Below are 26,031 nucleotides of genomic sequence, written 5' to 3' on the forward strand. Positions count from 1 at the left end.
GGCACGTCATGAAAAGCTTTCCCATGTTCATCCGCACCTCGGGCCGCCGCGTCACCATCGTCGGCGGCGGCGAGCAGGCGGCGCAGAAGGCGCGGCTGATTCTCAAGACCGACGCCCAGATCCTGCTGGTCGCGCCCGAGCTTGAACCGGAATTGCAGGGGCTGGTTGCCGAAGGCCGCGCCCGTCACCAGCGCCAGCTAACGACGCAGGTTTTCGAGGATGTCGCGATGGGCTTTATCGCCACCGGTTGCCCGGCGCTCGATGTCTCGGCCCATGCCTTGGCAAAGGCCGTGCGCTGCCCCGTCAACGTGGTCGACCGACCCGACCTCTGCGATCTGACAACGCCTGCGCTGGTTGACCGCGACCCGGTGGTGATTGCCATTGGCAGCGAAGGCACGGCGCCGGTCCTGACCCGCGAAATCAAGACCCGGCTCGAAGAGATGCTGTCCCCCTCGCTGGGAGGTCTGGCGGCGCTGGCGGGACGTCTGCGCCCGGTGGTCAACGCCCGCGTACCGCGTGCGAAACGCCGCGCCTTCTGGGCCTGGGTTTTCAAGGGCGCGCCCCGCGCCACCTGGACCCGGGGCGGCGAACGCCAGGCCGCGCAGGCCATCAAGACGGCAGTCGAAGCCGGGGGTGCGCCCGAACAGGCGCCGCAGGGACATGTCGCCCTCGTCGGCGCGGGCCCCGGCGCGCGCGACCTGCTGACACTGCGCGCCGTCGAACGCCTGCAAGAGGCCGACGTGATCTTTTACGACCGGCTGGTCGATCCGCAAGTTCTGGAACTGGCCCGGCGCGATGCCGAAAGGGTCTTCGTGGGCAAACATGTCGGTGCCCACAGCTGGCCGCAGGATCGTATCAACGCGGTGATCCTGACCGCCGCGCGCCAGGGCAAGCGGGTGGTGCGACTGAAGTCCGGCGATCCGGGTATCTTTGGCCGCGCGGGTGAGGAAATCGCCGTGTTGCGCGCCGCCGGTATCCCGGTCGAACTGGTGCCCGGCATCACCGCGGCCTCTGCGGCGGCAGTGGCGCTGGGCGAGCCGCTGACCGAACGCGGCGTCTCGGACACGCTGATCCTGACCACGGGCATGTCCCGCGAAGGCGCGGCCTTGCCCGACAGCACGCGCCACGCGGCACCGGGGACCACCTCTGCCTTCTACATGTCGGTGGGGCAGGCGGCCCGCATTCGCGACGACCTGATGACGCGCGGGATGCCGCCGCAGGCTCCGGTGCGTGTCGCGATAGAGGTGTCCAAACCCGGCGAACACCTGCTGACCTGCCCGCTGGGTGTGCTGGAAGAAAGCCTGCAAGAGGTCGGATGCAAGGGATGCGCGGTGATCCTTGTCACCTGGCCGGAGGTGGCCGTCACGGCTCCTGCGGTTGCCGTCGCCTGACGGAAGGCCAGGCGAGCGACCCCGCCCCGGACCTGATCCGGGGCCCCGTCTGCATTACCCTGTCAGGGCGGCCGTGCTTTCCCCGATCACCTCCAAGGCCCGTTCCGGTTGGTCCAGGTCCTCGGCCAGGGCCAGCGCCAGCCGTGCCAGGAACACCTCGCTCTGATCCGGTCCAACGGCGTCGATCGCCTTGGCCATCGCTTCGTAGATGCGTTCAAGCTCTGCCTGGGTCATGCGGTTTCCTCCTCGCTGATCGCCAAGCGCCCCAAGGCCCGGGCCAGGTTTCCCGCCGTGACGCTGCGCCAGCGTGCCGCGATGTGCAGATCGGGCCGCACCAGGTAGGCGCTGCCCTCTGCCGCGCCATAGGCCCGGGCCACCGGGCCATCGGCGGGCAGGCGCAGGACACTCAGGCCCGGCGGGACGTCGAAATCCGGGTCACCAAAGGTCAGAAGGGTCAGGCCCTTGCCCAGTCGCTCGCTGAGGTGTCCGTCCCCCAGCGCCACGTCCCGGATCATCGCGCCGGGGATCGGCCCGGCGTCGAATCCCGGATCGTCGGGCGTGGTGGCCGGACTGTCGGCGTAGGTGTGCGGCGTCATCTGGCGCGGATTGGCGAGGTGCCCGGCGCTTTCACGGCTTAGCGCCAGCGACAGCGCCGCGTCCCGCATCACCCGCCAGCCATGCGTGGGCGGCGTCATGAACCGCGTGCTCTTGCTGGCATTGGCAAAGACATCCAGCGTCGCCCCGCGCCGCTCGGGCGTGTAGCTGTCCAAGAGACCCTCACCGGCGTCCCCGTTCAGCACGGCGGCCAGTTTCCAGCCGATGTTGTGCCCGTCCGCGATGCCGTTGTTCAGCCCGCGCACGCCGAAGATCGGTACGATATGCGCGCTGTCCCCGGCAAAGAACACGCGGCCCTGCCGGTAGTCGTCCAGAAGCAGCGTATTGGCGGAATAGACGCTCCACCACTCAAGGTCGTAACCGCCATCGTGGCCGATCTCGGCCAGCACCCCTTCGACCGAGGCGCGCACGTTCTCTTCGCGGGTGGCCTCTTCGTTCGTCTCATCCTCGCGCAGCTGGTAGTCGATGCGCCAGATGCCGTCGGGCTGGCGGTGGATCAGCACGGTGCCGCCCGGTCGGCAAGTGGGATCGAACAGAGCACGGCGGATGGTGGGATAGTCATGGGCCATCTTCACGTCGGCGATGACATAGCGGCCCTCGTAGTTCTCGCCCTTCAGGCGCAGTCCGCACAGGCCGCGCAGCGCGCTGCGCGCGCCGTCGGCGGCGATCACCCAGCGCGCGGGCAGGGCATAGCTGCCGTTCGGGTCTTCGACCGTCAGCACCGCGCCCTCTGCCCGCTGTTCCAGCCCGGTCACCCGGCTTTGCCAGCGTGTCTCGATCAGCGGCGCGGCCTCGACGGCCTTCCACAGGAAGGCCTCGATGTACTGCTGTTGCAGGTTGTACATCGGGCGGAATTTCTCGTCCGCGCTGTCGGGCATGTCGAATTCCAGGATCTGCCGCCCGCGATAGAAGGACCGCCCTTTGGTCCAGCCCAGCGATTTCTCCAGGAACGGCGCGGCGATACCCAGCTGGTCGAGGATGTGATAGCTGGACCGCGAGATGCAGATGGCCCTGCTGCCGTCGTTGAAGGTGGCCTTGGCGTCCAGCAGGAGGCTGCGCACCCCGTGCTGTGCCAAGGTCAGGGCCGCGACCATGCCGACCGGTCCGGCGCCGACGACGACAACGGGCATTTGCGGCTCACCCCCGGGCCGCGTGGGCGGGTCGAAATGCGGGTAGTCGAAATAGAGCGAGTCCAACTCGCCGCGTCCCTTTGGGCGCATGTCCTGTCCTCTTCGTCTTGTCTTGCGGGATGTGTACCAGAGCGCGCCGGTGGATTATGTCCTACAAAATGAAGGACAAGCCGACATCGGGGATGGATGACCTGCTGGCCGGGATCGATGCCTGCCTTGCTTTGGCCGGTCAGGATGCCTGGGCCGATGCCTTTGTCCCCTGCGTGGCCGCGACCGGGGCGGCGCAGGTCATGGTGTTTTCTTATGGCGCTGACAGGGCAGCCTGCCTGCTGTCGCGCAACTTTCGCAGCGCGGCACTGGGACCACGACTGGCCGAGGATTACCTGGGCGGCTGGTTCCGGCAGGACCCGCTGTTTCATCGTGCCCTGGCATTGGAAACCGGCACGCTGGAGGTGGTCGAAAGTGGGGCCGTTATCGGCGGGATGACCGGCGAGTATCGCGCGCGGTTCTACGACCGTCCGGGACTGGAGGGAAAGACCGCTGCGCTGGTGCGCGGTCCGTCCCTGTGCCTTGCGGTGAACTTTTATTGGCCAGAGGCCGGGGAAGCGGGCGCAGGGGCCGTGGTGCGTGTGCTGGCGCGGCTGGCCCTCATGCATTTCCAGGCGCGCGTCGAAAGCGATCTGCCCGCGCCATTGGCGGTGCTTTCGGACCGTGAAAGGGATGTCTGCCTGGGCATACTGTCGGGAAAGAAGGCTGAGGTGATCGCCGGGGAACTGGGTGTCGCGGTTTCGACGATCGCCACCTATCGGACCCGCGCCTACGAGAAACTGGGCATTTCCTCACGCGGGTCGTTGTTCGCGTTGTGCCGGGGCTGAATGCGAAAAGGGGAGCGCGGCGCGCCCCCCTCTCATGCCGAATGACCGGCGGTCTTACTTTTTCAGGTTGGTCCAGATCTGGTCGTAGACCTCTTGCGTTTGCTGGTCGCAGACCTCGATGAAGACGCCCTTGCCGGCGTCGGCGGGCGGGTTGGATTCCGGCTGCTTGGCCAGCTCGGGGTCCAGGAAGGGGCCCACGCCTTCGACGCCCGAGACGTAGCGCGCGTAGTTGGTCACCGCGGCGATGTTCTCGGGTTCCAGCAGGAAATCCATGAACTTCAGCGCGTTTTCACGGTTGGGCGCGTCTTTGAGCAGGACAACGTTGTCCATCCAGACGATGTAGCCCTGTTTCGGGAAAGCATATTCGATGTTCGCGCCTTCCTGCCGCGCCTTGGCGGCGAAGCCGTCGTAGATCTGCCCGACAGAGGCATCGCCCGAGACCAGCACCTCTTTCGCGGTGTCCGAGTTGAAGGACGCCCAGTGCTGTTTCGCCTCCTGCAGCATGGCGTTCAGCGCCTTGAGCTGTTCGCGGTCCGTGGAACACTGCGGGATGCCCATGTGCAGCGCGGCCATCGCCATGACCTCGCCCTGGCTGTCCAGCATGTTGATCTTGCCCGAGAGCGCGGCAGGCGGGTTGAACAGGATGTCGGTGGTGTCGATGGGACCATCGAAATCGTCCCGGTTCACCGCAAAGCTGGTCGAGCCCCACTGGTAGGGGATCGAATGCGTGCGGCCCGGATCGAAAGAGGGATCGGCCCATTCCGGCTGGATATTGCCCTTGTTGGCCAGCTCACCGTCTTCGATCGTGTCCAGCAGGCCTTCCTGCGCCATGATCTGCACCATGTAGTCACCGGGCACGGCGACGTCATAGGTGCCGATGGCCCCCGCCTTGAGCGAAGCCAGCAGCGCCTCGTTGCTGTCGTAGGTGTCCATGACCACCTCGACATCATGTTCCTCGGAAAACTTGTCCAGCAGCTCTTGCGGGATGTATTCGAACCAGTGGTAGACGACGAGCTTGCCCTCGGCCGAGGCCATGCCTGCGGTCAGGGCCAGTGCGGCGGCGGTGGTGATGAGTTTCTTCATGTGTTTTCCCCTCTGTTGGATCATGTTTTCCGGTCTTTCCGGCTGATCAGCCATGACAATGTCACCATGACCACCGAGACGCCAAGCAGCATCGTGGAAATGGCCATGATATTGGGTTTGATTCCCTGTTTGACCGCGCCAAAGATCGCCGTCGGCAGGGTTTCGACGCCCGCGCCCTTGACGAAGTTGGTGATGATGAAATCGTCCAGCGACACTATGAAGGCCAGGATGAAACCCGAGACGATGCCCGGCGCCATCAGCGGTAACAGCACCCGGGTGAAGGCCTGGCGCCTGGTGGCGTAAAGGTCCATCGCGGCCTGTTCGTAGGTCGACTCGATCCCCTGCATCCGGGCCGAAATGGGCAGGTAGGCAAAGGGGATGCAGAAGGCGATATGCGCCAGCAGGATCGTCAGCAACCCCCGGTCGAACCCGATGGCGTTGAAGAAGATCAGCGTGGCGACGGCTGTCACGATTTCGGGCACCATCAGCGGCAGGGAGATCAGGCCAAAGGACACCATGCGCAGTCGGAATTTTCCGCCGCGCAGGATGGCGGTGGCCGAAAGCGTGGCGATTGTGGTGGCCACCGTGGCCGCGATCAGCGCGATGACAAAGCTGTTGCGCGCCGCGGATTTGAACTTGGCGCTTTCGGGGCCCGTGAAGACGTCGGCGTACCAGCGCAGCGACAGGCCTTCCCAGTTGGTGATCGAGGGCGAGGCGTTGAAGCTGTAGACCATGACCACGATCAGCGGCGCGTAAAGGATCACGAGGCAGAGCAGCGTGATGCCGCGAAACCCGGGATAGACCCGCAGGTCGTATTTCTTGCTTGCCATGATCAGCTCTCCGCCTTGGCCTGCTGGCGGGCAAAGATCAGCAGGATGATCAGGACCATCGTCAGCAGGATCATCGAGGCCGCCGCGCCGAAGGGCCAATTGCCCGCGTTGCCCTTGAACTGCTCCTCGATCAGCGAGCCGATCATGAAATTCCGCGCCCCGCCCAGCAGGTCGGGCGCCAGGAAGGACCCCAGCGAGGGCACGAAGACCAGGATGCAGCCCGCCACGATCCCCGGCTTGACCGAGGGCAGCAGGATGCGCCGCAGCACCGTCCAGCGGGGCGCGTAGAGGTCCGAGGCCGCCTCGGAGAGGGCAAAGTTGTAGCGCTCCACGGCGGCATAGATCGGCAGTACCATGAAAGGCAGGTAGGAATAAAAGAGGCCCAGTTGCACCGCGAAGTTCGTGTTCACGATGGCCAGCGGTTCGTTCAGCAGGCCGATGCCCGTCAGGAAATCGTTCAGCGGCCCCTCGTCGCGCAGCAGGAATTTCATCGAGACGGTGCGGATCAGCAGGTTGACCCAGTAGGGGATCGTCACGAGGAACACCCAGAGCGTGCGCTGCCTTGGGGGCCTTGTGGCGATGAAATAGGCCGTCGGAAAGCCGATCACGAGGCTCAGCAGCGTTGCCGCCCCCGCCTGCCAGATCGAGCGCCAGAAGATCTGGATATAGGTCCATTCGATGCTGCAGGGTTCGTCCCCGAACAACCCGCGACTGCAAAAGAACTGGTCATAGGCGCCCAGGCTGAATTCCCAGATCACGCCACCGCGGAATTCCTTGGTCAGGAAGGAATAGACCAGCATGATCGCCACCGGGGCCAGCACGAGAATACCCAAGGTCACCCAGGCGGGCAGCAAGAGCCATGTCCGCGCCTCTGCATAGGTGTCGCTGGTCGAGGACCCGCCGGTTGCCGCACCGCCTGCCATCAGTCCATCAGGAGGCGCGCGGCCCCCTGCTCCATGTTGACGAAAACCTCTGTGCCCGGCTCAAAGACGCGGGACGTGCCACGGCTGGAATTGGAGGCCCGGACCCGGAATTCCGGCCCGTCGTCGAGGTCGAGGATGGTCGAGATGTCGGTGCCGATGAAGATGTTTTCCCGCACGCGGGCCTTGAGGCTTTCGCCCTCGGTGGGGGCGGACGACAGGAACAGCCGTTCGGGACGCAGCGACATATGCACCGAGGCGCCCGCGCCGATCCCATCGACCGCGTCGCATGTCAGCCGGTGGCCGCCGCCCAGGTGACAGGCCGCGCGGCCCGCGTCTATGCGGTCCACCGTGACCTCGATCAGGTTGGTCTCGCCGATGAAATCCGCCACGAACATGTTGCGCGGGCGTTCATAGATCTCGCGCGCGTCGCCCAGTTGCTGCACCTCGCCCGAGGACATGACGGCGACGCGGTCGGACATGGTCAGCGCCTCTTCCTGGTCGTGGGTGACAAAGATGAAGGTGATCCCGGTTTCCTTTTGCAGGTGCTTCAGCTCGATCTGCATGGCCTTGCGCAGCTTGAGGTCCAGCGCGCTCAGCGGCTCGTCCAGCAGCAGCACCTTGGGACGGGGCGCCAGCGCGCGGGCCAGGGCGACGCGCTGTTGCTGACCGCCGGATAATTGTGCGGGTTTGCGCGCCGAGAATTGCGTCAGCTGCACCATTTCCAGCACCTCACCGGCGCGGGCGCGGGCCTCTGACTTGCTCTTGCCCAGCATCTCCAGCCCGAACCCGACATTGTCGAGCACATTCATGTGCGGGAACAGCGCGTAGTTCTGGAACACCGTGTTGATCGGGCGCTTGTGCGGCGGCAGGCCCTCGATTTCCTCACCGAAGAGAAAGATGCCGCCCTCTGTCACCTCCTCGAACCCGGCGATCATCCGCAGCAAAGTGGTCTTGCCACAGCCCGAGGGGCCGAGCAGCGTGAAGAATTCGTTGTCCGAGATCGTCAGCGATACGTGTTTCAGCGCCGTGAAGTCGCCGTAGCGCTTGACTGCATTGCGCACCTCGATCGCGTCGTTTGTCCTGCTGGTCACGCCTGTCCCGCCCAGATGTTCGTTTCCCCTGCGCCAGAGCATAGGGACATGCGCCTGGATGCCAGAAGAAACGACTACCTCAGCGCGCCTTAGCCTCAGCCTAATCCGCCGGGAAACGCGAGTTTCCGCAGGGTGGGCATCGTGCCATCATTGCCTGCGCACACAAATTGGGCGTCGCCGCGTGAAATCTGGGCAAACTGGAAAAGCGGGGTCAGCGCAATTCGTCCAGTAGCGCGTCCAGCATCGAGTCGCAGGCCTCCAGCTGGCCGCGTTCAACATACTCGTCGGGCTTGTGGCCCTGACCTTCCATGCTGCCGGGACCGCAGACGACGGTGGGAATGCCCAAGGCGTCAAAGAACCCCGCCTCGGTGCCAAAGGCGACCTTGGTCAGGTCCTGGCTGCGGGCAAGCCGCTGCACCAGCCGCGTGACCCCGGCGTCCGGCGCGGTATCCAGGCCGGGATAGCCCGTGACCTCTTGCAGGTCGATGGCGGTGCCGTGCCGCGCTGCGATCTCCGATGTCAGCGCCCTGATCCGGGCCATGAGCTCCGCGGGCGCATCGGCGGCGAGGTGACGGAACTCGAACAAGAGTTCGGCCCGGTCGGGCACGATATTGAGCACGGTGCCGCCCTTGAGAACGCCGGCATGCACGGTGCTGTAGGGCACGGCATAATCCGCATCGCGGGCGCCGTTCCGGGCCAGGTCGTCCTGCAGCCCGCGCAACCCGGTGACCAGCTCTGCCGCAAGGTGCAGCGCATTGGTGAAGCGTGGCGCCAGCGCGGAATGCCCGGCCTCTCCGTGGCAAATGGCGCGCAGCCCCTGCTTGCCCTTGTGCCCCACGGCCACCCGCATTTCGGTCGGTTCGCCCACGATGCAGGCGCGGGGCAGGCCGATGGCCGGTTCCAGCGCGTCGATCATCCGCGCGATCCCGACACAGCCCACTTCCTCGTCATAGGAAATGGCCAGTTTCAGCGGTTCGCGCAGCGGAGTCCTCGCGGCCTTGTCCGCCGCCGCCAGCATGGAGGCCAGAAAGCCTTTCATGTCCGTGGTGCCGCGCCCGAACAGCCTGTCGCCTTCTGTTGTCAGCTTGAACGGGTCGCGCGTCCAGTCCTGTCCTTCGACCGGCACGACATCGGTGTGCGCCGACAGCATCACGCCCGCGCCCTCGGGGCCGATACTGGCGTATAGCCCGGCCTTCGGTTCGGTCGGGTCCGACAGGCGGGTGACGGCATAACCGCGCGCCTTCAGGAAATCCTCGACATAGGCGATCAGCTCCAGGTTGGACCGGTCGCTGACGGTGTCGAAAGAGATGAGCTTGTCGAGGATCTCCAGCGTCCGGGTCATCGGGTGAGCGTCTCCAGAATCTCCAGCACCTCGTCCGCGCGGGTCGCCGGGTTGACGATACACAGGCGAAAGACCATCTGGCCCCGCCAGCGCGTCGGCAGACACAACAGCGCGCCCGAGCGGCGGTGCAGCTCTCCCCAGGCGATCATCTGTGCTTCGTCCATGTTTTTCGGGCGGAACAGGATCACTGTCAACTGCGGACCAAGCAGCAAGTCGAGGCCCGGCATGGCGTCGATGCCTTTGGCGATGTCTTCGGCCACCTGCCGGGTGGTGGCGATGGCCTTGGCATAGGCATCTGTCCCGTGCACCGCCAGTGAGAACCACAGAGGCAGGCCGCGCGCTCGCCGGGTCAGATGCAGCGCGTAGTCCGAGGGGTTCCAGTGCGTCTTGTCCACCGTGTCGAGGTAGACCGCCTGTTGACCATGCGCCGCCGCGCCGTGGCCCGCGTCACGATAGATCAGCGCGCAGCTGTCGTAGGGGGCAAAGAGCCATTTGTGTGGATCGACGATCAGGCTGTCGGCCCGCTCGATCCCGTCGAAGGCAGGGCGCATCGCGGGGTCGGCAAGGGCCGCGCCGCCATAGGCGCCGTCGACATGCAGCCAGAGGCCGTGGTCCCGCGCGAGGTCGGCCAGACCGGCGATATCGTCCACCGCGCCGCAGTTGGTTGCACCGCCATTGGCGACGATGGCAAAGACTTCCTCGGTGACATGCGGGGCGGCGGCCTGCGCGCTCATGCGCCCGGTCTTGTCCGCGTCGACCAGGATCACCTCGACATCCATCACCCGCGCGACCGCCTTGATCGAACTGTGCGCCTCTGACGAACAAAGGATCGCGCCGCGCCCCTCCCCGGGGCGGTTGCGCCGGTGCCATTCGCGCGCGGCATGAAGCGCCGAAAGGTTGCCCAGCGTGCCCCCGGCGACAAAGACGCCGCCGGCGCTGGCCGGCCAGCCGGCAAGGTCCGCGATCCAGCGCAGGGCCTGGTTTTCCGCGTGGATGGCGCCCGCGCCGCCGTCCCAGTTGCCGGCAAAGATGCCCGCCGCGCCAAGCGCCGCGTCGAAACTCAGCGCCGCGCGGCTGGGGGCGGAGGCGACGAAGGACAGGCTGGTGGGATGGCCGAAAGGCCGGGTCGACGGAACGATGGTGTCCGAGAACAGGCCAAAGGCCCGGTCCGCACCGATGCCATCGGCGGTGATTGACCCGCCCAGAACGGGTTCCAACGCGGCAAAGGCCTGCGCCCCATGTTTCGGGTCCGGCCCCTCGGCGATGCGCCTTTCGGTCCAGTCCAGGATCTCGCGGGTGGCGCCGGGCGGGAAGGGAAAGGGATCGTTGCTCACTCTGCCGCCAGCTCCGTGATCTCGCGGCGGAAGGGCAGCGCGTCACCGATGTCCTCTCCGTCCAGTTCGCGGGCATAGCGGTGGCCCGCGTAGGTCGCCCAGGCGATCGGGCCGGGGGCCTCGGCGTCGCCGATGATCCTGACCGTCTTGATGCCCGCATCGGCCCAGTCGGCCTCTCGCGCCTTGAGGTCGGCATATACGCGATTGTTTTCCAGCTTCGAGGCAACCACGACAACGGCATCGCAGCCCAGTTCGGTGAGCCGGTCGGTGTAGGTGCAATTCGTCACCACGTGGCCCTTGCCGATCTCCGTCACGCCCCGGTTCAACACGATCTCGACCCCCATCTCGGCCAGACGTTTGTGAATCGTGTGCTGTTCCAGCGTGTTCACTGTCCAGTCGGACAGATAGGCCGATGGCGTGACGATGGTCACCTCGCAGCCCTCTTGCCGCAAAAGCTCGGCCAGCACCCCGCCCATGTAATAATGGTCGTCGTCGTAGATCACGACATGGCCCGAGGGGCGCTTGCCGTCCATGATGTCGTCGGGCGTGTAGATGGGCATGGCATCATCCATCGGCATCGGCACGACGTGCTGTCGGCTGACCCCGTCGCGGCGCCACTTGGCCCCGGTGGCCAGGCAGACATGCTCGAACCCGAATTCGAGGATGCTTTCCGCATCCAGCGCGCTGTCAAAATAGGTCTGCACGTTGGGTTTCTGGCTGATCTGGTATTCGCGGTAATCCGCCACCCGGCCCCAGGCCGACAGGCCCGGCAGCAGCCTCTCGCGCGCCACACGCCCGCCCAGGGCCGTCCCCGCCTCGGCCAGTGCCACGTCATAGCCGCGTTCCGCCAGCGCGCGCGTCGCCTCCAGCCCGGCGGGGCCTGCACCGACCACCAGCACCGACTGGCTTTCGCCCTTGGTGTTCATGCGTTCGGGATGCCAGCCTTTGCGCCATTCCTCCATGAAAGTCGGGTTCTGGGTGCAGCGGCTGATCGACATGGTCATGTCGCCGGTGATGCAGATGTTGCAGCCGATGCATTCGCGGATATCCTCGATCCGCCCTTCCTCGACCTTCTTTGGCAGGAATGGATCGGCAATCGACGGCCGCGCACAGCCAATGGCATCCAGCGTGCCTTGCCGGATCATCCGCGCCATCACGTCCGGAGACGTAAAGCGGCCAACCCCGACCACGGGTTTCGACGACAGTTCGCGGATGCCTTTGACCAGCGCCTCCTGCGCGGCCTCCTCCTTGAACCGGCTCGGCCCGGAACAGTCCTCCCAGGTGCCGTGGGCGAGGTCCCAGAGGTCGGGCAGGTCCTTGTTCATCTCGACGAACTCGCGCACCTCGGCGTTGGAAAAGCCGAGGTCTCCGATGGTCTCGTCCAGTGACACCCGCAGGGTCAGGCCCATCGTGTCCCCCACCGCGTCGCGCATGTCGGAGATCACCTCGCGCGCAAAGCGCGAGCGGTTTTCCAGCGACCCGCCGTATTCGTCGTCGCGCATGTTGGTGGCGCGGCTGAGAAAGTGCTGAAAGATTCCGAACCCATGCGCACCATAAAGGCAGATCAGGTCGAATTCGGCGGCCTTGGCGCGCTTGGCTGCATTCACGAACCATCGGCGCAGGTCCTTGATCTCACCCTTGGACATGCCGCGCGCCTGCACCGGGTCGTTGGTGAAGGTCCGGATCGGCCCGGGCGACACCGCCAGCGGCACCTCCTTGGTATAGAGGTTCGGCCCGTTGATCCCGGAATAGGCCAACTGGATGCCTGCCAGTGCGCCGTGTTCCTTCATCTTGCTGGCCATCTTCGCCAGCATGGGCACGTCCTTGTCCTCCCACAGGCGCAACTCGATGAAGGGCGTGATTTCCGAGGTGTGGTGCATCTCGCATTGTTCGGTGAACACCACGCCCCAGCCGCCTTCGGACTTGATCCCGCGCATGGCGGCGGCGGCGGAGGGGTCGCGATACCCGCCCCCGTTGCAATGCGGCACCTGGTAGAACCGGTTTTTCGCGGTCACCGGCCCAATGTCCAGCGGTTCAAAAAGAATGTCGTAACGGGGATCGCGCAAGGTCTGCTCCATGAACTGTCGGGCGCAGGATACCCATCGGGCAAACGCCCGAAAGTCCGCCCTGCGAAAGCGTTGCTTAGGAAGGCGCTAAGCCGGGACGATGGGTTCGCCGCCGATGCGGGCCAGCTTGCCCGCGCGCACCAGTTCCATCCCGAATTCGATGAAGGCGCGCACCGCGTTCGACCGATCCGCATCCTGCGCCGTCAGGAACCCCATGCGCAACGGGCGAACGGCGCCGGTAATCGGCACGCAGCGCACCGGGTTGCCGTCGGGCGCACTGTCGCTCAGCGGGCGGACATTGGCAATGGAATAGCCGAAATCATTGGCGACAAGGCTGCGCATCACCGCCATGTCGCGGGTGCGTTCGGCGATCACCGGCTTGCCGCCCACCGCATCGAAGAAGGACAGGAAGTAATCGGCGCTCAGCGGCAGGTCCAGCAGGACCATCGGGTGATCCTTGAGCTCTTCGATCGAAACGGCATCGCGTCCGGCCAGCGGGTGCCCGGTGCCCATCAGCGCGATGGGTGGCAGGCGGACAAGGCCGGTGAACTGCAGGTCGGCGGGCACGTCCAGGTCATAGGTCAGGGCCAGGTCGATCTCGGACCGGCGCAGGGCACTGAACAGTTCGACCTGGTTCAGTTCGACCTGCCTCAGGCGCACCTCGGGATATTGCGCCTCGAACCCACGGCGGAGGCCCGGCAGCACAAGCTGCGCAAAGGTCAGCAGGCAACCCACTGACAAGGGGCCGCGCACCTTGCCGGCGATGTCCCCCGCGATGTCGTTCATCGCCGCCGCCTCGCGCAGCACCAGCCGCGCCTGGTCCATCATCTGCCGCCCACCCTGGGTCAGCGACAGGCCCTGCGCGTGCTGGCGCACAAACAGCGGCAGGCCGAATTCCTGCTCAAGCTGGGCAATGGCGGCGGAAATCGACGGCGAGGACACGTTGATCCGTTCCGAGGCGCGCGCGATGCTGCCCGCCTCGCCCACGGCGACGAAATATTCCAGTTGCCGGAGGGTGTAGCGCAGCATCCCGCGTCCTTGAACAGTTGGCCCGTTCAAGCTTTGTCCATGCGTCTCGGGGTTGCAAGCGCGCTGAGCGCGTCTCATTCGTCCCCGGGCACCCCGTAAGAGGGCGCCTCGCGTGGGTCCAGCGCGCGCTGCACGTAGGCGTCCAGCTGCGGCTTGTAGACCTCCCAAGCGGTGGCAATGGCCTCGATGGGGCAGTCCTCGGTCCAGTCGCAGCGCAGGTCGGCCACCGGCCAGGGCACCTCGTCCACCAGCATCATGCCCGCCGAATGCACCGGCCCGGCCTCGCCGCCCGCCGCCAGCCCGGCGCGCATGGCCGCGATCAGACGGTCGCCCAGATGACCCTTGGCCGCCTCGAAACCGGCGACGATGGCCGCCGGCACGCCCTCGTTGTCCAGCAGGTTGCCGCCCGAGGCCACGTCCTGCCCCTGCGCCTGCGTCCAGATGCCCAGCGAGTTCGGCCCCGAATGGATCGCCGTGCCGCCCTTGCCGTCCACCACCAGAACCTGCCGGTACTCGATGAACTTGCCCCGCGCCTGCACCTCGGCCACGGCCTCGACCGCGCTCATGCCGCTTGCCATCAGGTCCAGCGCCAGCGGTCCCAGCGTCGGGTCGGTCACGTTCTGCGAGGCCACGGCGCCGACACCCGCCCGCGCATAGGAACAGCGCGCCGCCACGGCAGGCGAGGACGAGGAGATCGCCACCCCGAACATGCCGGTGTCGGCGCATCTTGCGACAAGTGAAAAGGTCATCCCGACACCTCGTGTTTCTTCTCTCTGAAAATACTCAACCGACCGCTCTCAATCCGGAATGACGGCGGTGGCGTCGATCTCGACCAGCCACTCGGGCCGCGCCAGCGCCTGCACGACAAGGCCGGTACAGACCGGGTGCACGCCCTTGATGTAGTCTCCCATCACTCGGTAGATCGCCTCGCGGTGGCGCACGTCGGTGATGTAGACCACCAGCTTGACCACATGGCTCATCTCGCCGCCCGCTTCCTCGACCAACTGGCGGATGTTCTGCATCACCTTGTGGGTCTGCTCCGCCGGGTCGTGGCTGTCGATGTTCTTGGCGGTGTCCAGGTCCTGCGGGCACTGGCCGCGCATCCAGACCGTGCTGCCGCCGCGTGTGACAACTGCCTGGCACAGGTCGTTGTCCAGGCTCTGTTCCGGGTAGGTGTCGCGCGTGTTGAACCTGCGGATGCGCTTGTGCGCCATGTCGCTCTCCTGTCGATGCATCGCGGCGAACATCCCCTTGTGCAGGGGGCGGCGGAAAGAACGGATCGCCTCATCGCCGCTTAGGGCGCCCCTAACCGCGCTTAGCCTGGCCCCAACCAAGGCTTCACGAAAACCGTGTTTCGGCGGGGACAGGCCCGGGCCTAGGGTGCCCGGCAATGATGGATCGGAGGACCCCGGGAATGGAAAGCACGGATACGGTTGTCGTTGGCGGCGGTCAGGCGGGTATCGCGATGAGCGAGCACCTGGGCAAGCTGGGCGTGCCCCATATCGTGCTGGAGCGCGACCGCATCGCGGAACGCTGGCGCACGGGGCGCTGGGACTCGCTGGTGGCGAACGGCCCGGCCTGGCATGACCGCTTCCCGAACATGGAGTTCGCCTGCGACGGCGATGCCTTTGCCGAAAAGGAGGCGGTGGCCGACTACTTTGTCGACTACGCGGAAAAGATCGGTGCGCCTGTCCGTACCGGGGTCGAGGTGACTGCGGTGACCCCGCTGGAGGGGCGGCCCGGGTTCCATGTGGAGACCTCGCAAGGTGTGATCGAGGCGCGGCATGTCGTGGCGGCCACCGGCCCGTTCCAGCGCCCGGCGATTCCGCCGATCCTGCCGCAGGACGCGGGGCCGATGCAGATGCATTCCAACGCCTACCGCAATCCCGATCAACTGCCTGAAGGCGCGGTGCTGGTCGTCGGCGGCGGATCGTCCGGTGTGCAGATCGCCGAGGAACTGATGAAGGCGGGACGCCGCGTCTACCTGTCCATCGGCCCGCACGACCGCCCGCCGCGCCGCTATCGCGGCCGCGACAATGTCTGGTGGTTGGGGGTTCTGGGCAAGTGGAACGCGGATTCGCCCGGCCCGGGGACCGAACATGTCACCATCGCGGTCAGTGGCGCCGAGGGCGGCAAGACCGTGGATTTCCGCAGGCTGGCGGAACAGGGGATGACCCTGCTGGGCATGACCGCGGGCTATGAGAACGGCAAGCTTCGGTTCGCGCCGGACCTCAAGGAGAACCTCGACAAGGGCGATGCGAATTACCTCTCCGTCCTGGACGAGGCGGACGCCTATGTCACCCGCCACGGGCTGGACCTGCCGGAAGAGCCGGAAGCGCGAGCCATTCCCGAGGACCCGGCCTGCGTGCGCGACCCGATCCTTGAGCTGGACCTGGCCGAGGCCGGCATCGGCACCGTGCTCTGGGCGACGGGCTATGCCTTCGATTTCGGCTGGATCAAGGCCGATACCTTCGATGAACGCGGCCGCCCGATCCACCAGCGCGGTGTCTCGGAGGAGCCCGGGCTCTATTTTGTCGGTCTGCCCTGGCAGACGCGGCGCGGGTCGTCCTTTATCTGGGGGGTCTGGCACGATGCCAAGTTCATCGCCGACCAGATCGACATCCAGCGCGGCTACATGGCATATCAGGGCAATGCCCGCCGCGTGACAGAGGATGCCTGAGCAGACATGAAACTGGCCCTGTACCAAGGGGCGCCCACCGATGGCGACATCGAGGGCGCCTTTGCTCGGATCGAGTCCGTTCTGGCCGCGTCCCGGGCGATGGATGTCGAGATGGCGGTTCTCCCCGAGCTGTTCCTGCCCGGTTACAATCGCCCGGACCTGCATTCTGCCCTGTCACAGCCGCAAGGCGGTGACTGGGAGTGTCGCCTTTCCGGCCTCTGCCGGGCGGCGGGTGTGGGGCTGACCCTTGGCTGGGCCGAACGGGACGGCGACAGGGTCTTCAACGCGGCCAGTTGTTTCGACCAAGCGGGCGCGAAACTGGCGCATTACCGCAAGGTGCAGCTGTTTGGCCCCATGGAGGCCGCGAGCTTCGAGCCGGGCGAGGCCTATAGTACCTTCGACCTTGGCGGTTTCCGGGCGGCCCTGCTGATCTGCTACGACGTCGAGTTCGCCCATCACGTCACGGTGCTGTCCGGGCGCGGTGTCGACCTGTTGTTGGTGCCAACGGCCAACCCGGCGGGGTTCGAGAATGTCGCAGACGTGCTGGTGCCCGCGCGGGCCTTTGAAAACGCGATGACCGTGGTCTACGCGAATTATCATGGCAATGAGGTGGGGCTGGAGTTTGGCGGCCGCTCCGCCATCGTCGGGCCGGACGGGAACATACTGGCGCGGGCCGGGACAGGCGAAGCGCTGCTGATCGCCGATCTGCGGCATCGCGACAGGCTGGACGCGAGCTTGCTCAGCACCCAGAAACGGGACCGGCGCGAGATCGAGTAGGCGAGGATCTTCATCCGGTTTTACTGACCGCCGCCCAGTCCAGCCCAAAGCGCGCAAGGTACTTGCGCAGCCTGTCCGCATCATTGGTCGTGGCGCGTTTTGCACGCGAGGCGGCGAACAGGCTGCGCCCCGCCGCGCTGAGGCTGGCGGAGCTGCGGCAGCAGCGGATCACCTCGGCCAGTTGCACGAGGTCGAAACGGTCGATGTCGGCGGAGGCCCCGCCCAGAACCTCGCGAACCAGCCTTGCGTCGCCATCGGCCTCGGCGCTGCGCCAGTCGGCCTGCAGGGTTGCGATCTCGTCCTCGACCATCGCCAGGGTGATCCGTCCGCGCGGCGCCAGCACGCACAGCCGCCGGATCGACCCGCCGAAATCGCGGAAGTTGCCGGGCCAGGGCGTGCCGGGATCCGCCGCGAACCGCAGGTAGCGGTCCCGCGCGTCGGTGTTGAAGCCGACCCGGTTGCCCAGCTCCTTTTCCGCCCGGTCCAGTTCAAACCGCAGGTTGGCCTCGATGTCTTCGCGCCGTTCGCGCAGGGCGGGCAGGCGGAAACTCCACATGTTCAGGCGGGCCAGCAGGTCAGGGCGGAACAGCCCCTCTGACGTCAGCGCGCGCAGGTCACGGTTTGCGCCCGCGATGACCTGGAACCGGCTTGTGACCTCGCTATCGGACCCCAGAGGATAGAAGCGCCCGCTTTCGATCGCGTGCAGCAGAATGCTTTGCTCATTGGGCCCCAGTTCGTCCACCTCGTCGAGGAACAAGACCCCGCCGTCCGCCTCGCGCAACAGCCCGCTGCGTTCCGTCCCGGCTTGCCCGGTAAAGCTGCGCCTTTGGCCGAACAGCGTGGCGCGCGCATCCTGTCCGCGCAGCGTGGCGCAATTGACGTGGACCAGCCGGCCCTTGACGCGGCGCCTGTCCAGTTTCAGAGAATGGATGCGTTCGGCCAGTTGCGTCTTGCCGGTGCCGGTTTCCCCCAGCAGCAGGATCGGTTCGGCGGAGTTGCTGGCCACCAGTTCGATCCGGTCGATCAGCGCGTTGTAGGCGGGGTTCGACGTCGCGATTCCACCCTTCAACTGATCGCTGTATTCCCGCGACAGCAGGTCGAACCGTTGTTGCAATGCGTTGTAGCGGCTGAGGTCGAGGTCGATGACATCGTATTTCGCCTTTTCGTCCTCCGGGCCGGGCGGGCCGGTCTGGATCAGGCGGGCGGGAATATGGCGGCTCTCGGTCAGCAGGAACCAGCAGATCTGGGCCACATGTGTGCCGGTGGTCAGGTGAACGTGATACCGCTCGCGGTCCTCGTCAAAGCCATAGCCGCGGGCAAAGTCGAACAACTTGCCGTAGACCTCCTGAAAATCCCAAGGGTCCGACAGATCGAGGTTGCGAAGCAAGACCTCTGTCTGCGGGTTCGCCTGCTGCACCTCTTCTTGAACAAAACCGGCAAGGCGCTGGAATCGCATGTCGTAGAGGATTTCGAGCCGGTCGACGGGGAAACCGTCATGCGTGACCAGACTCACCGTGGGTTTCCAGCGCCGCTTGCGCCCCATGTCGAGCTGCGTTCCGAGGAATCCGAGGACGACATTGCGCATGGGCATATCCAAACCGATAAATCAATATCAGTTCGTATCGTATCTCCCTGAGGAGGAATCGGCAACAGCATGATTGTTGGTTGTATTTCAATGGCTTGATGGAGGTTTTCTTTTTCCTCGGGCCGCAGCCCTGCGCATGGCAAAACATCCTCACCAACAACGAAGGAACAGAGCAATGGCAAACAAATCCGTGTTTGCATCGATCCGGGGCCGGTTGCTGCCCAAGGCAACCTCCGTGAACGCCGAAGGCGCACCGGCCTACGCCTATTCCGATGCACATGCCCTGGCGCAGATGGCAGCCACAGGCACATTCGGTGGCCTGTTCTACCAGTCCGCGCAGGGCGAACTGACCCGCGTGGTCGAACTGGCCGACAAGGTCGATCCGGCTTTCCTGGCACAGACGGCGATCTATGCCCGTCAGTCGGGCTACATGAAGGACATGCCTGCGGTGCTTCTGGCGGTGCTGGCGCGGCGCGATCCGGCGCTTTTCCGGGCGGTCTTTGCCCGTGTGATCACGCACGGCAAGATGCTGCGGACCTTCGTGCAGATCGTCCGTTCCGGCCAGAGCGGGCGCAAGTCGCTGGGCTCTGCCCCCAAGGCGATGGTGCAGCACTGGCTGAACACCGCGTCCGACCGGGCGCTCCTGAACGCCAACATCGGCAACGATCCGTCGTTGAAGGACGTGATCCGGATGGTGCACCCGAAGCCGGAGACGGCCCAGCGTGAGGCGCTGTTTGCCTGGATCGTCGGGCGTCCCTGTGACGTGTCGATGTTGCCGGAGGCGGTGCAGGACTGGATGACCTTCAATGAAGGCTGCGACGGGGAACTGCCCGACGTGCCGTTCCAGATGCTGACGCAATTGCCGCTGACCGCGGACCATTGGGCGCAGATCGCGCGCACTGGGTCGTGGCAGATGGTGCGCCAGAACCTGAACACCTTCCTGCGCAAAGGCGTCTTTGCCGATGCGCAGATGGTCGAACAGGTCGCGGCAAAGCTGCGTGATCCGAAGGCGGTCTCGAAGGCGCGGGCCTTCCCGTACCAGATGATGGTTGCGGCCAAGCACGCGAGCGACGAGATGCCCCGCGAGATCGTGGATGCCTTGCATGACGCGATGGAACTTGCGGTGCGTAACGTGCCGAAGGTCGCCGGCGAGGTCGTGATCTGCCCGGACGTGTCCGCGTCGATGACGTGGCCGGTGACGGGCTACCGCAAGGGCGCAAGCTCGGCGGTGCGCCATGTGGACGTGGCCGCGCTGGTTGCGGCGTCGTTCATGCGGGTGAACCGCAAGTGCCAGGTTCTGCCGTTCGAGGTGCAGGTGCGCGAAGCTCGCCTGAACCCGCGCGACACGATCCTGACCAACGCGGAACGCCTGTCGGCTCTGGCCGGGGGCGGGACCAACTGCTCGGCACCGCTGCGGTGGTTGAACGACCGTCGCGCGGCACCGGATCTGGTGGTCTTCGTGTCCGACAACCAGTCCTGGGTGGATGCCGGGGGCGGGCGCCAGCCGACGGCGATGATGCAGGAGTGGGCGGCGCTGAAACGGCGCAACCCGCAGGCCAAATTGGTCTGCATCGACATCGCGCCTTACGGCACGACGCAGGCGGCGCCTCGCGAGGACGTGCTGAACATCGGCGGGTTCTCGGATGCGGTCTTTGATCGGATCGCGGATCTCGCAAAGGGCCGGACAGGGTCCGAGCACTGGTTGCAGAAGATCGAGAAGATCGACCTCTGAGTGCCCGAACACAAAGGGTCAGGCGGAATGCCGACGGGACTACATTATTCAAGCAATGTCTCTGTCTCGTCATTCTCTTGTCCGCCTGACCCACATCGAAAACGAAATACGAAAGGACCATTGTCCCGGCGAATGCCGGCGGAACTACAGCGCTTCTCACGCCCAGGTTGCGGGTTCGAATCCCGTCGCGGCCGCCACACACCATCCAGAGGCAGGGTATTCCTGCCTGTCGGATCGGTGCCCGAAAGGGAACTATGGCCGCGTAGCTCAATCGGAAGAGCAGGTCATGTTTCGCCACCTCTTTGTCGCCGGGACAGATTTTCAGGGATTGGCCCGGTTTGGCAGAGCGCCGCACCCGGACCGCGAAAGCCGAAGGGTCGCCCCCTTATCCCTGACCAGAAAACCGGGAGGAATGCCTGCGGGGTTACTTGTCTTTCACACATATCAAACCTCGCAACCCCTTGTCCTCCCCGCCTAATTCGAAAGGAAGCCCCCGGCGAATGCCGAAGGAACTACATGCCTCCACCTGTACCGGGTCACCAAGCGGTTCGATTCCGCTTTTGGCAATCGCCCAGACGGCAAACGCGCGGCACGCGCGGGGCGGGTTCCGGAAACCGTTTCTTCACCCTTGTCGCCGGGGTCCATTGCAGGAGATATTTTCATTACGATGTCCGATGATGCCACATTCGACCCGGTCACCGGGCACCACCTCAAGGACTGGGGGCACCGCCCCGGCAAGCATTTTCCAGTGCTGCTGGAAAAGGCCAATGCGATGCGTGCCGAGGGTTATGGCCTTGTGCGCATCCGGCAGGAACTGGACGGGATGGCCCCGCCGGAACCGGACACGCTGGCGCTGCGTGCGCCCGGTGAACTGGCCTTTGCCGAGAACATCGAGATTTCGCATCCCGACGAGCAGGAGAACGTTGCAAAGGTGCGCTCCACCATGCGCGAACTGATGCGCACACCCACGATCGAGGCGGGGGCGATCATGCCCGACGCCTGCCCGGCAGGGCCGGAAGGGACGATCCCGGTGGGCGGCGTCGCCGCCGCCAGGAACGCGATCCATCCCGGGATGCATTCGGCCGACATCTGTTGTTCGGTCATGATCTCGGACTTGGGGATGGCTGATCCCAAGGCCGTGCTGGACGCCGCGCAGTCGGTCACGCATTTCGGACCCGGGGGGCGCCCTCAGGGCAAACGCTATAGCCTGCCGGTCGATTTGCTGGACGAGATCCGCTTTAACGCTTTCCTGTGCACCCAGAAAATCCTGGGCATGGCCCAGACGCATCTTGGGACGCAGGGGGACGGAAATCATTTCCTGTTTGTCGGACGCTCGCGCAAGACCGGGCGCACGGCGATGGTGACGCATCACGGCTCTCGCGGGCCGGGGGCGGTGCTCTACAAGGAGGGGATGATCGCGGCAGAGCGCTATCGCAGGGAGTTGTCGCCCGAGACGCTGAAGCAGAACGCCTGGATTCCGGCGGACAGCGACGAGGGGCAGGACTACTGGGATGCGCTGCAGATCATCCGCCAGTGGACCAAGACCAACCACGCGATGATCCACGACGCGACGGCGGCGGTTGCCGGTGCCGAGGTGGGAGACCGCTACTGGAACGAGCATAACTTCGTCTTCAAACGTGGCGATCTCTACTTTCACGGAAAGGGGGCGACCCCGGCCTGGAAGGACTATGCCGATGACGCCACCGGGCTGACCCTGATCCCGCTGAACATGGCGCAGCCGGTCCTGGTGACGCGCGGGCTGGATGCGGCCAGTGGGTTGGGGTTCAGTCCGCACGGGGCCGGGCGCAACTTTTCGCGCTCGGAACATCGCCGCCGCATGGGGGCGGTCACGCCCGACCAGATGCTGAAGGCCGAGACCGAGGGGCTGGACATCCGGTTTCACGCCGGGGCGGTGGATGCCTCGGAACTGCCGTCCAGCTACAAGGATGCGGACAGCCTCGTGGCGCAGATCAAGTCCTACGGGCTGGCCGAGATCGAGGATTACATCGACCCATACGGCTGCATCATGGCGGGCGACGTTCCGCCCTTCTGGGCCAAGAAAAAGAAAGGTGCGCGTCGCGGTGCCTGACGGGTCTTGAGGCAGGCCGGGCGATGAACCCGGCCTGCCGACAATCCCGCCCAACCGGGGCAATCTTTTCCACTTTCAAATTTTCCGGAAGGGAGTTGTCGGTAACCGCTTGCTGGCCCGGCGCCGGGCGTCGGGCTAGTTTCGGGGGAACCCCAATGTCCCAGAGGCCAATATGACCGCAAGCTACTATGCACAGATGGGGGGGCATCCTCCTCAAGAGCAGATCATGACGGACCGCGCCGTGTTCACCGACGCCTACGCGGTGATCCCCAGGGGCACGATGCGCGACATCGTCACCAGCTTTCTGCCCTTCTGGGAGGACACGCGTCTGTGGGTGCTGTCGCGCCCGCTGAGCGGCTTTGCCGAGACCTTTTCGCAATACATCATGGAAGTCGCGCCGGGCGGCGGGTCCGACCGGCCCGAAACCGACCCCGGGGCCGAGGCCGTGCTGTTTGTCGTCGAGGGCGCCGGCACACTGACCATCGACGGGACGGCGCATGCGCTGGAGCCCGGGAGCTATGCTTTCCTGCCGCCCGCGACGGATTGGACCCTGCGCAACACAGGCGATGCGCTGCTGAAGTTCCACTGGATCCGCAAGGCCTATGAACCGGTCGAGGGGCTGTCCGCGCCCGAAGCCTTTGTGACCAACGAAAAGGACATCACACCCGCCGCCATGCCGGGCACGGACGGCAAATGGGCGACGAGCCGTTTCGTCGATCAGACCGACCTGCGCCATGACATGCATGTGACCATCGTGACGTTTGAACCCGGCGGCGTGATCCCCTTTGCCGAGACCCATGTCATGGAACACGGGCTTTACGTGCTCGAAGGCAAGGCGGTCTACCGGCTCAATTCCGATTGGGTCGAGGTCGAGGCCGGGGATTACATGTGGCTGCGCGCCTTCTGCCCGCAGGCCTGCTATGCGGGTGGGCCGGGGCGGTTCCGCTACCTGCTCTACAAGGATGTGAACCGGCACATGCCGTTGCGGCTGACGCCCCGCGGCTGACCGGCACCTAGGCGAACCATCGAAAGGGCCGGGGTGGTTTCCAAAAGCGCGCAAGCAGATGCGTTGCGCCACCAGCCCACTGGCACGGCAGGCACGGGCTGTCTGTAGTCAAGCGCCTTCGCAGAAAACAGCGAGGGCGCTTTCGTCTCAAGTGTCAGGTATGCGGGACAAACCGAAAGACCGTCCCAGAGAAGAATTCCGAAATTGGACTCCTATGGCACCTGGCCATCCACTTTAAGAACAATATATGATTCGAACACGATCAATCCTAAGACTGTAAGTGACCCAAACGATGCGTATGACGCCCACTTTAGCAAAAAGAACTTTCGGTCAGCCCAAATGCTGCGATGGTAGACGGCTACCAATACTCTGCTGACGACGGGCGGAGATTCTGGCTCCGAGAACGAACTGATGAAGCTGTCTTGGCTCTCAAATTTTGAGATGGGGAAAAACTGAAGCGAGTATTTCCGCTTAGGCCAGTTTTCCCCCTGAAAGTGGGGCCTTTGTGGGTGCAGCGACGCCATGGAAAGGCCCGTCGCAGCAACGGCTAGAAACCAGAAAGCCAGGTTAGCATAAATGCCGGTGCTATCTTGGTCTAATCTGAGGCTGCCAACGATAAGGGCAAGATTCAGTGCTATATAAATATTGGCCCTGCGCTCGCCGAGGACAATTAAGCTTTCAACGTGATCTAACAATTTAATTGCCTCAGACGCTCTGATTTCTTGCTCTGACATACAGTCACCGACTCCAAGAAAATTCAGTCAACCAAACACTATAGGACACTACAAAGACATCAAGTCTGGCCACACAGAAATCACACAAGCTCATTCTGCTTGGGCTCGGAGCAGACGTTGCAGGGACAGGCATAACATCCAGTAGGGAGCTTTTGTTTGCCTTGCAGATCCCTTTGCATGGGGAGTGCGCCTGCAACCGGGAAAAGATGCAACAAGGCCCGTTGGACACCAGCGGGCCTTGATTGTGTCTTGGCAGAAGGATCAGCTCTGCTTGAGCGATCCGTCGCCGTGACCGGCCATTCCGCCCGAGACTTCCTCGGTGGATTCATCGGCCAGGTCCTGCGGCAGCGCCAGGTTCAGAACGATGGCGATCAGGGCCGCGGGCAGGATGCCGGAGGTTGCCAGAACCTTGACCGTGCCGGGCAGGTACTGCAGCGCGTCGGGTTCAAGCTGCAGGCCCAGGCCCAGCGAGAGGGCGATGGCGAAGATCACCATGTTGCGTCGGTTCCAGTGCACGTCAGACAGCATCGAGACACCCGCCGCGACCACCATGCCGAACATCACGATCACGCCGCCGCCCAGGACCTCGATCGGGACCGAGGAGATGACAGCGCCGATCTTGGGCACCAGGCCGCAGAGGATCAGGAAGAAGGCGCCGATGGTGACAACGGTCCGGCTCATGACGCCGGTCATGGCGATCAGGCCGACGTTCTGGCTGAAAGACGTGTTGGGCAGAGCACCGAACAGGCCCGAGATCGCCGTGCCGATCCCGTCCGCAAAGGTCGCGCCCTGGATTTCCTTGTCGGTCGCCTCGCGGCCCGCGCCGCCCTTGGTGATCCCCGAGACGTCGCCCACGGTTTCCACCGCCGAAACGAAGGACATCAGGCAGAAGCCGACGATGGCCGCGACAGAGAATTCCAACCCGAAGTGCAGCGGGTCCGGCAATGCAAAGGACGCCGCCCGGCCGACGTTGCCGAGGTTGACCTGTCCCAGCGCAAAGGCCAGCGCATAGCCGACCAGCAGGCCGACAAGCACAGCAGAGACCGACAGCATCCCGCGGGCAAAGAACTTCAGCCCCAGTGTCACGATGATCACGGTGCCCGCCATCAGCCAGTTGATGCCCGATCCGTATTCGGGTGTGCCGATGGCCGGAACGCCGCCCGCCGCGTACTGAATCCCGACCTTGACCAGCGCCAGGCCGATCATCGTCACCACCAGCCCGGTGACAAGCGGCGGCAGGGCAAAGCGGATCTTGCCGATGAAAAGCCCCAGGAAGGCGTGGAAGATACCGCCGACCAGGATACCGCCCATCAGCACGGCAATGGCGTCAACGCCTTTGCCGGCGACCAGCGGGATCATGATCGGGATGAAGGCGAAGGATGTGCCTTGGACGATGGGCAGCCGCGCGCCTACCGGGCCAAAACCGATGGACTGGAACAGCGTCGCGATGCCGGCAAAGAACATCGACATCTGGATCATGTAGATCATCTGCGGAAAGTCGGGCGAATTCGAGCCAAAGCCAAAGCCCGCCGCGCCGCAGACGATGATGGCCGGGGTCACGTTCGAAACGAACATGGCCAGGACGTGCTGGATTCCCAGTGGCACCGCCTTGGCGATGGGCGGTGTGTAATTCGGGTCGCGGAGCTGCTCCGGTGTCCCGATGGATGTGTCGGCCATGTTCTTTCCTCCAATGAATACGGGTGCCGGCTCCTCCTCCGG

General features: G+C 64.9%; 22 protein-coding genes and 1 tRNA gene. 8 read left to right on the top strand and 15 right to left on the bottom strand.

Annotated features, from left to right (window positions below; all coding sequences use genetic code 11):
• Nucleotides 1-8 precede the first annotated feature (8 nt).
• Nucleotides 9-1,391 carry a siroheme synthase CysG gene (gene cysG / locus KZZ07_RS11685; RefSeq protein ID WP_219514329.1) on the top strand — a complete coding sequence of 461 codons (1,383 nt, stop codon included), beginning with the start codon at nucleotides 9-11 and terminating at the stop codon, nucleotides 1,389-1,391.
• Between the two features lie 54 nt (nucleotides 1,392-1,445).
• On the opposite strand, the gene KZZ07_RS11690 is transcribed toward cysG, so the two are convergent.
• Together KZZ07_RS11690 and KZZ07_RS11695 are read right to left on the bottom strand one after the other, a co-directional pair.
• Nucleotides 1,446-1,625 (bottom strand): hypothetical protein, encoded by a 180-nt coding sequence (locus KZZ07_RS11690; protein ID WP_219514331.1) that lies wholly within the window; start codon nucleotides 1,623-1,625, stop codon nucleotides 1,446-1,448.
• Entirely contained in the window at nucleotides 1,622-3,226 is a 1,605-nt protein-coding gene (locus tag KZZ07_RS11695; protein WP_255564304.1) for an FAD-dependent monooxygenase, read from the bottom strand. The genes KZZ07_RS11690 and KZZ07_RS11695 overlap by 4 nt, the downstream gene beginning before the upstream one ends.
• A 56-nt stretch (nucleotides 3,227-3,282) precedes the next feature.
• On the opposite strand from KZZ07_RS11695, the gene KZZ07_RS11700 reads away from it, so the two are divergent.
• Nucleotides 3,283-4,011 (top strand): response regulator transcription factor, encoded by a 729-nt coding sequence (locus tag KZZ07_RS11700; protein WP_219514333.1) that lies wholly within the window; start codon nucleotides 3,283-3,285, stop codon nucleotides 4,009-4,011.
• Between the two features lie 54 nt (nucleotides 4,012-4,065).
• Here the strand turns inward: KZZ07_RS11700 and KZZ07_RS11705 are convergent, their stop codons facing one another.
• From KZZ07_RS11705 to KZZ07_RS11750, 10 genes are all read right to left on the bottom strand, one after another.
• On the bottom strand, nucleotides 4,066-5,094 hold the full coding sequence (locus KZZ07_RS11705; protein WP_219514335.1) for an extracellular solute-binding protein: 1,029 nt from the start codon (nucleotides 5,092-5,094) through the stop codon (nucleotides 4,066-4,068).
• 20 nt (nucleotides 5,095-5,114) lie between these two features.
• Nucleotides 5,115-5,924: an ABC transporter permease gene (locus KZZ07_RS11710; RefSeq protein ID WP_219514337.1), complete on the bottom strand. Its 810-nt coding sequence runs from the start codon at nucleotides 5,922-5,924 to the stop codon at nucleotides 5,115-5,117.
• A gap of 2 nt (nucleotides 5,925-5,926) precedes the next feature.
• Nucleotides 5,927-6,847 carry an ABC transporter permease gene (locus KZZ07_RS11715; RefSeq protein WP_219514339.1) on the bottom strand — a complete coding sequence of 307 codons (921 nt, stop codon included), beginning with the start codon at nucleotides 6,845-6,847 and terminating at the stop codon, nucleotides 5,927-5,929.
• Nucleotides 6,847-7,938, bottom strand: a complete 1,092-nt coding sequence (locus KZZ07_RS11720; RefSeq protein ID WP_370631136.1) for an ABC transporter ATP-binding protein — start codon at nucleotides 7,936-7,938, stop codon at nucleotides 6,847-6,849. The genes KZZ07_RS11715 and KZZ07_RS11720 overlap by 1 nt, the downstream gene beginning before the upstream one ends.
• Nucleotides 7,939-8,149: 211 nt before the next feature.
• Nucleotides 8,150-9,280: an acetylornithine deacetylase gene (gene argE / locus KZZ07_RS11725; protein WP_219514343.1), complete on the bottom strand. Its 1,131-nt coding sequence runs from the start codon at nucleotides 9,278-9,280 to the stop codon at nucleotides 8,150-8,152.
• A complete protein-coding gene (locus KZZ07_RS11730; RefSeq protein WP_219514344.1) occupies nucleotides 9,277-10,614 on the bottom strand; it encodes a pyridoxal phosphate-dependent decarboxylase family protein in 1,338 nt (445 codons plus the stop codon). The genes argE and KZZ07_RS11730 overlap by 4 nt, the downstream gene beginning before the upstream one ends.
• Nucleotides 10,611-12,680 (bottom strand): oxidoreductase, encoded by a 2,070-nt coding sequence (locus KZZ07_RS11735; RefSeq protein WP_219514345.1) that lies wholly within the window; start codon nucleotides 12,678-12,680, stop codon nucleotides 10,611-10,613. Before KZZ07_RS11735 ends, KZZ07_RS11730 begins: the two co-directional genes overlap by 4 nt.
• Before the next feature lie 87 nt (nucleotides 12,681-12,767).
• A complete protein-coding gene (locus tag KZZ07_RS11740) occupies nucleotides 12,768-13,709 on the bottom strand; it encodes a LysR family transcriptional regulator (RefSeq protein ID WP_219514346.1) in 942 nt (313 codons plus the stop codon).
• Between the two features lie 74 nt (nucleotides 13,710-13,783).
• Nucleotides 13,784-14,458, bottom strand: coding sequence for a DUF1028 domain-containing protein (locus tag KZZ07_RS11745; RefSeq protein WP_219514347.1), 675 nt, complete (start codon nucleotides 14,456-14,458; stop codon nucleotides 13,784-13,786).
• Nucleotides 14,459-14,506: 48 nt separating this feature from the next.
• Entirely contained in the window at nucleotides 14,507-14,923 is a 417-nt protein-coding gene (locus KZZ07_RS11750) for a RidA family protein (protein ID WP_219514348.1), read from the bottom strand.
• 200 nt (nucleotides 14,924-15,123) lie between these two features.
• On the opposite strand from KZZ07_RS11750, the gene KZZ07_RS11755 reads away from it, so the two are divergent.
• Both KZZ07_RS11755 and KZZ07_RS11760 read left to right on the top strand, forming a co-directional pair.
• Nucleotides 15,124-16,389, top strand: a complete 1,266-nt coding sequence (locus KZZ07_RS11755; protein WP_219514349.1) for a flavin-containing monooxygenase — start codon at nucleotides 15,124-15,126, stop codon at nucleotides 16,387-16,389.
• Nucleotides 16,390-16,395: 6 nt separating this feature from the next.
• A complete protein-coding gene (locus KZZ07_RS11760) occupies nucleotides 16,396-17,166 on the top strand; it encodes a carbon-nitrogen hydrolase family protein (protein WP_219514350.1) in 771 nt (256 codons plus the stop codon).
• A gap of 10 nt (nucleotides 17,167-17,176) precedes the next feature.
• Here the strand turns inward: KZZ07_RS11760 and rtcR are convergent, their stop codons facing one another.
• Entirely contained in the window at nucleotides 17,177-18,751 is a 1,575-nt protein-coding gene (rtcR, locus tag KZZ07_RS11765) for an RNA repair transcriptional activator RtcR (RefSeq protein WP_219514351.1), read from the bottom strand.
• 175 nt (nucleotides 18,752-18,926) lie between these two features.
• Here rtcR and KZZ07_RS11770 point away from each other — a divergent pair, with 175 nt between their 5' ends.
• The 4 genes from KZZ07_RS11770 (at nucleotide 18,927) to KZZ07_RS11785 (ending at nucleotide 23,578) form a co-directional block, all read left to right on the top strand.
• Nucleotides 18,927-20,483, top strand: a complete 1,557-nt coding sequence (locus tag KZZ07_RS11770) for a vWA domain-containing protein (protein WP_219514353.1) — start codon at nucleotides 18,927-18,929, stop codon at nucleotides 20,481-20,483.
• Nucleotides 20,484-20,805: 322 nt separating this feature from the next.
• A tRNA-Pro gene (locus KZZ07_RS11775) sits at nucleotides 20,806-20,881 on the top strand.
• A gap of 269 nt (nucleotides 20,882-21,150) precedes the next feature.
• Entirely contained in the window at nucleotides 21,151-22,572 is a 1,422-nt protein-coding gene (locus tag KZZ07_RS11780; protein WP_219514355.1) for an RtcB family protein, read from the top strand.
• A 172-nt stretch (nucleotides 22,573-22,744) separates the two neighbouring features.
• Nucleotides 22,745-23,578, top strand: a complete 834-nt coding sequence (locus tag KZZ07_RS11785) for a bifunctional allantoicase/(S)-ureidoglycine aminohydrolase (RefSeq protein ID WP_219514356.1) — start codon at nucleotides 22,745-22,747, stop codon at nucleotides 23,576-23,578.
• Nucleotides 23,579-23,790: 212 nt separating this feature from the next.
• On the opposite strand, the gene KZZ07_RS28260 is transcribed toward KZZ07_RS11785, so the two are convergent.
• A complete protein-coding gene (locus tag KZZ07_RS28260; RefSeq protein WP_500862240.1) occupies nucleotides 23,791-24,312 on the bottom strand; it encodes a Pycsar system effector family protein in 522 nt (173 codons plus the stop codon).
• Nucleotides 24,313-24,573: 261 nt separating this feature from the next.
• Nucleotides 24,574-25,989: a uracil-xanthine permease family protein gene (locus KZZ07_RS11790; RefSeq protein ID WP_219514357.1), complete on the bottom strand. Its 1,416-nt coding sequence runs from the start codon at nucleotides 25,987-25,989 to the stop codon at nucleotides 24,574-24,576.
• Nucleotides 25,990-26,031 lie beyond the last annotated feature (42 nt).

Source organism: Mameliella sp. CS4, assembly GCF_019392335.1.
In the GTDB taxonomy this organism is placed as follows: domain Bacteria; phylum Pseudomonadota; class Alphaproteobacteria; order Rhodobacterales; family Rhodobacteraceae; genus Antarctobacter.

What these genes read in the sequence shown, in the direction of transcription:
- cysG (WP_219514329.1), top strand. Translation starts at nt 9, where the DNA reads ATGAAAAGCTTTCCCATGTTCATCCGCACCTCGGGCCGCCGCGTCACC.
- KZZ07_RS11690 (WP_219514331.1), bottom strand. Translation starts at nt 1,625, where the DNA reads ATGACCCAGGCAGAGCTTGAACGCATCTACGAAGCGATGGCCAAGGCG.
- KZZ07_RS11695 (WP_255564304.1), bottom strand. Translation starts at nt 3,226, where the DNA reads ATGCGCCCAAAGGGACGCGGCGAGTTGGACTCGCTCTATTTCGACTAC.
- KZZ07_RS11700 (WP_219514333.1), top strand. Translation starts at nt 3,283, where the DNA reads ATGTCCTACAAAATGAAGGACAAGCCGACATCGGGGATGGATGACCTG.
- KZZ07_RS11705 (WP_219514335.1), bottom strand. Translation starts at nt 5,094, where the DNA reads ATGAAGAAACTCATCACCACCGCCGCCGCACTGGCCCTGACCGCAGGC.
- KZZ07_RS11710 (WP_219514337.1), bottom strand. Translation starts at nt 5,924, where the DNA reads ATGGCAAGCAAGAAATACGACCTGCGGGTCTATCCCGGGTTTCGCGGC.
- KZZ07_RS11715 (WP_219514339.1), bottom strand. Translation starts at nt 6,847, where the DNA reads ATGGCAGGCGGTGCGGCAACCGGCGGGTCCTCGACCAGCGACACCTAT.
- argE (WP_219514343.1), bottom strand. Translation starts at nt 9,280, where the DNA reads ATGACCCGGACGCTGGAGATCCTCGACAAGCTCATCTCTTTCGACACC.
- KZZ07_RS11740 (WP_219514346.1), bottom strand. Translation starts at nt 13,709, where the DNA reads ATGCTGCGCTACACCCTCCGGCAACTGGAATATTTCGTCGCCGTGGGC.
- KZZ07_RS11745 (WP_219514347.1), bottom strand. Translation starts at nt 14,458, where the DNA reads ATGACCTTTTCACTTGTCGCAAGATGCGCCGACACCGGCATGTTCGGG.
- KZZ07_RS11750 (WP_219514348.1), bottom strand. Translation starts at nt 14,923, where the DNA reads ATGGCGCACAAGCGCATCCGCAGGTTCAACACGCGCGACACCTACCCG.
- KZZ07_RS11755 (WP_219514349.1), top strand. Translation starts at nt 15,124, where the DNA reads ATGGAAAGCACGGATACGGTTGTCGTTGGCGGCGGTCAGGCGGGTATC.
- KZZ07_RS11760 (WP_219514350.1), top strand. Translation starts at nt 16,396, where the DNA reads ATGAAACTGGCCCTGTACCAAGGGGCGCCCACCGATGGCGACATCGAG.
- rtcR (WP_219514351.1), bottom strand. Translation starts at nt 18,751, where the DNA reads ATGCGCAATGTCGTCCTCGGATTCCTCGGAACGCAGCTCGACATGGGG.
- KZZ07_RS11770 (WP_219514353.1), top strand. Translation starts at nt 18,927, where the DNA reads ATGGCAAACAAATCCGTGTTTGCATCGATCCGGGGCCGGTTGCTGCCC.
- KZZ07_RS11780 (WP_219514355.1), top strand. Translation starts at nt 21,151, where the DNA reads ATGTCCGATGATGCCACATTCGACCCGGTCACCGGGCACCACCTCAAG.
- KZZ07_RS11785 (WP_219514356.1), top strand. Translation starts at nt 22,745, where the DNA reads ATGACCGCAAGCTACTATGCACAGATGGGGGGGCATCCTCCTCAAGAG.
- KZZ07_RS28260 (WP_500862240.1), bottom strand. Translation starts at nt 24,312, where the DNA reads ATGTCAGAGCAAGAAATCAGAGCGTCTGAGGCAATTAAATTGTTAGAT.
- KZZ07_RS11790 (WP_219514357.1), bottom strand. Translation starts at nt 25,989, where the DNA reads ATGGCCGACACATCCATCGGGACACCGGAGCAGCTCCGCGACCCGAAT.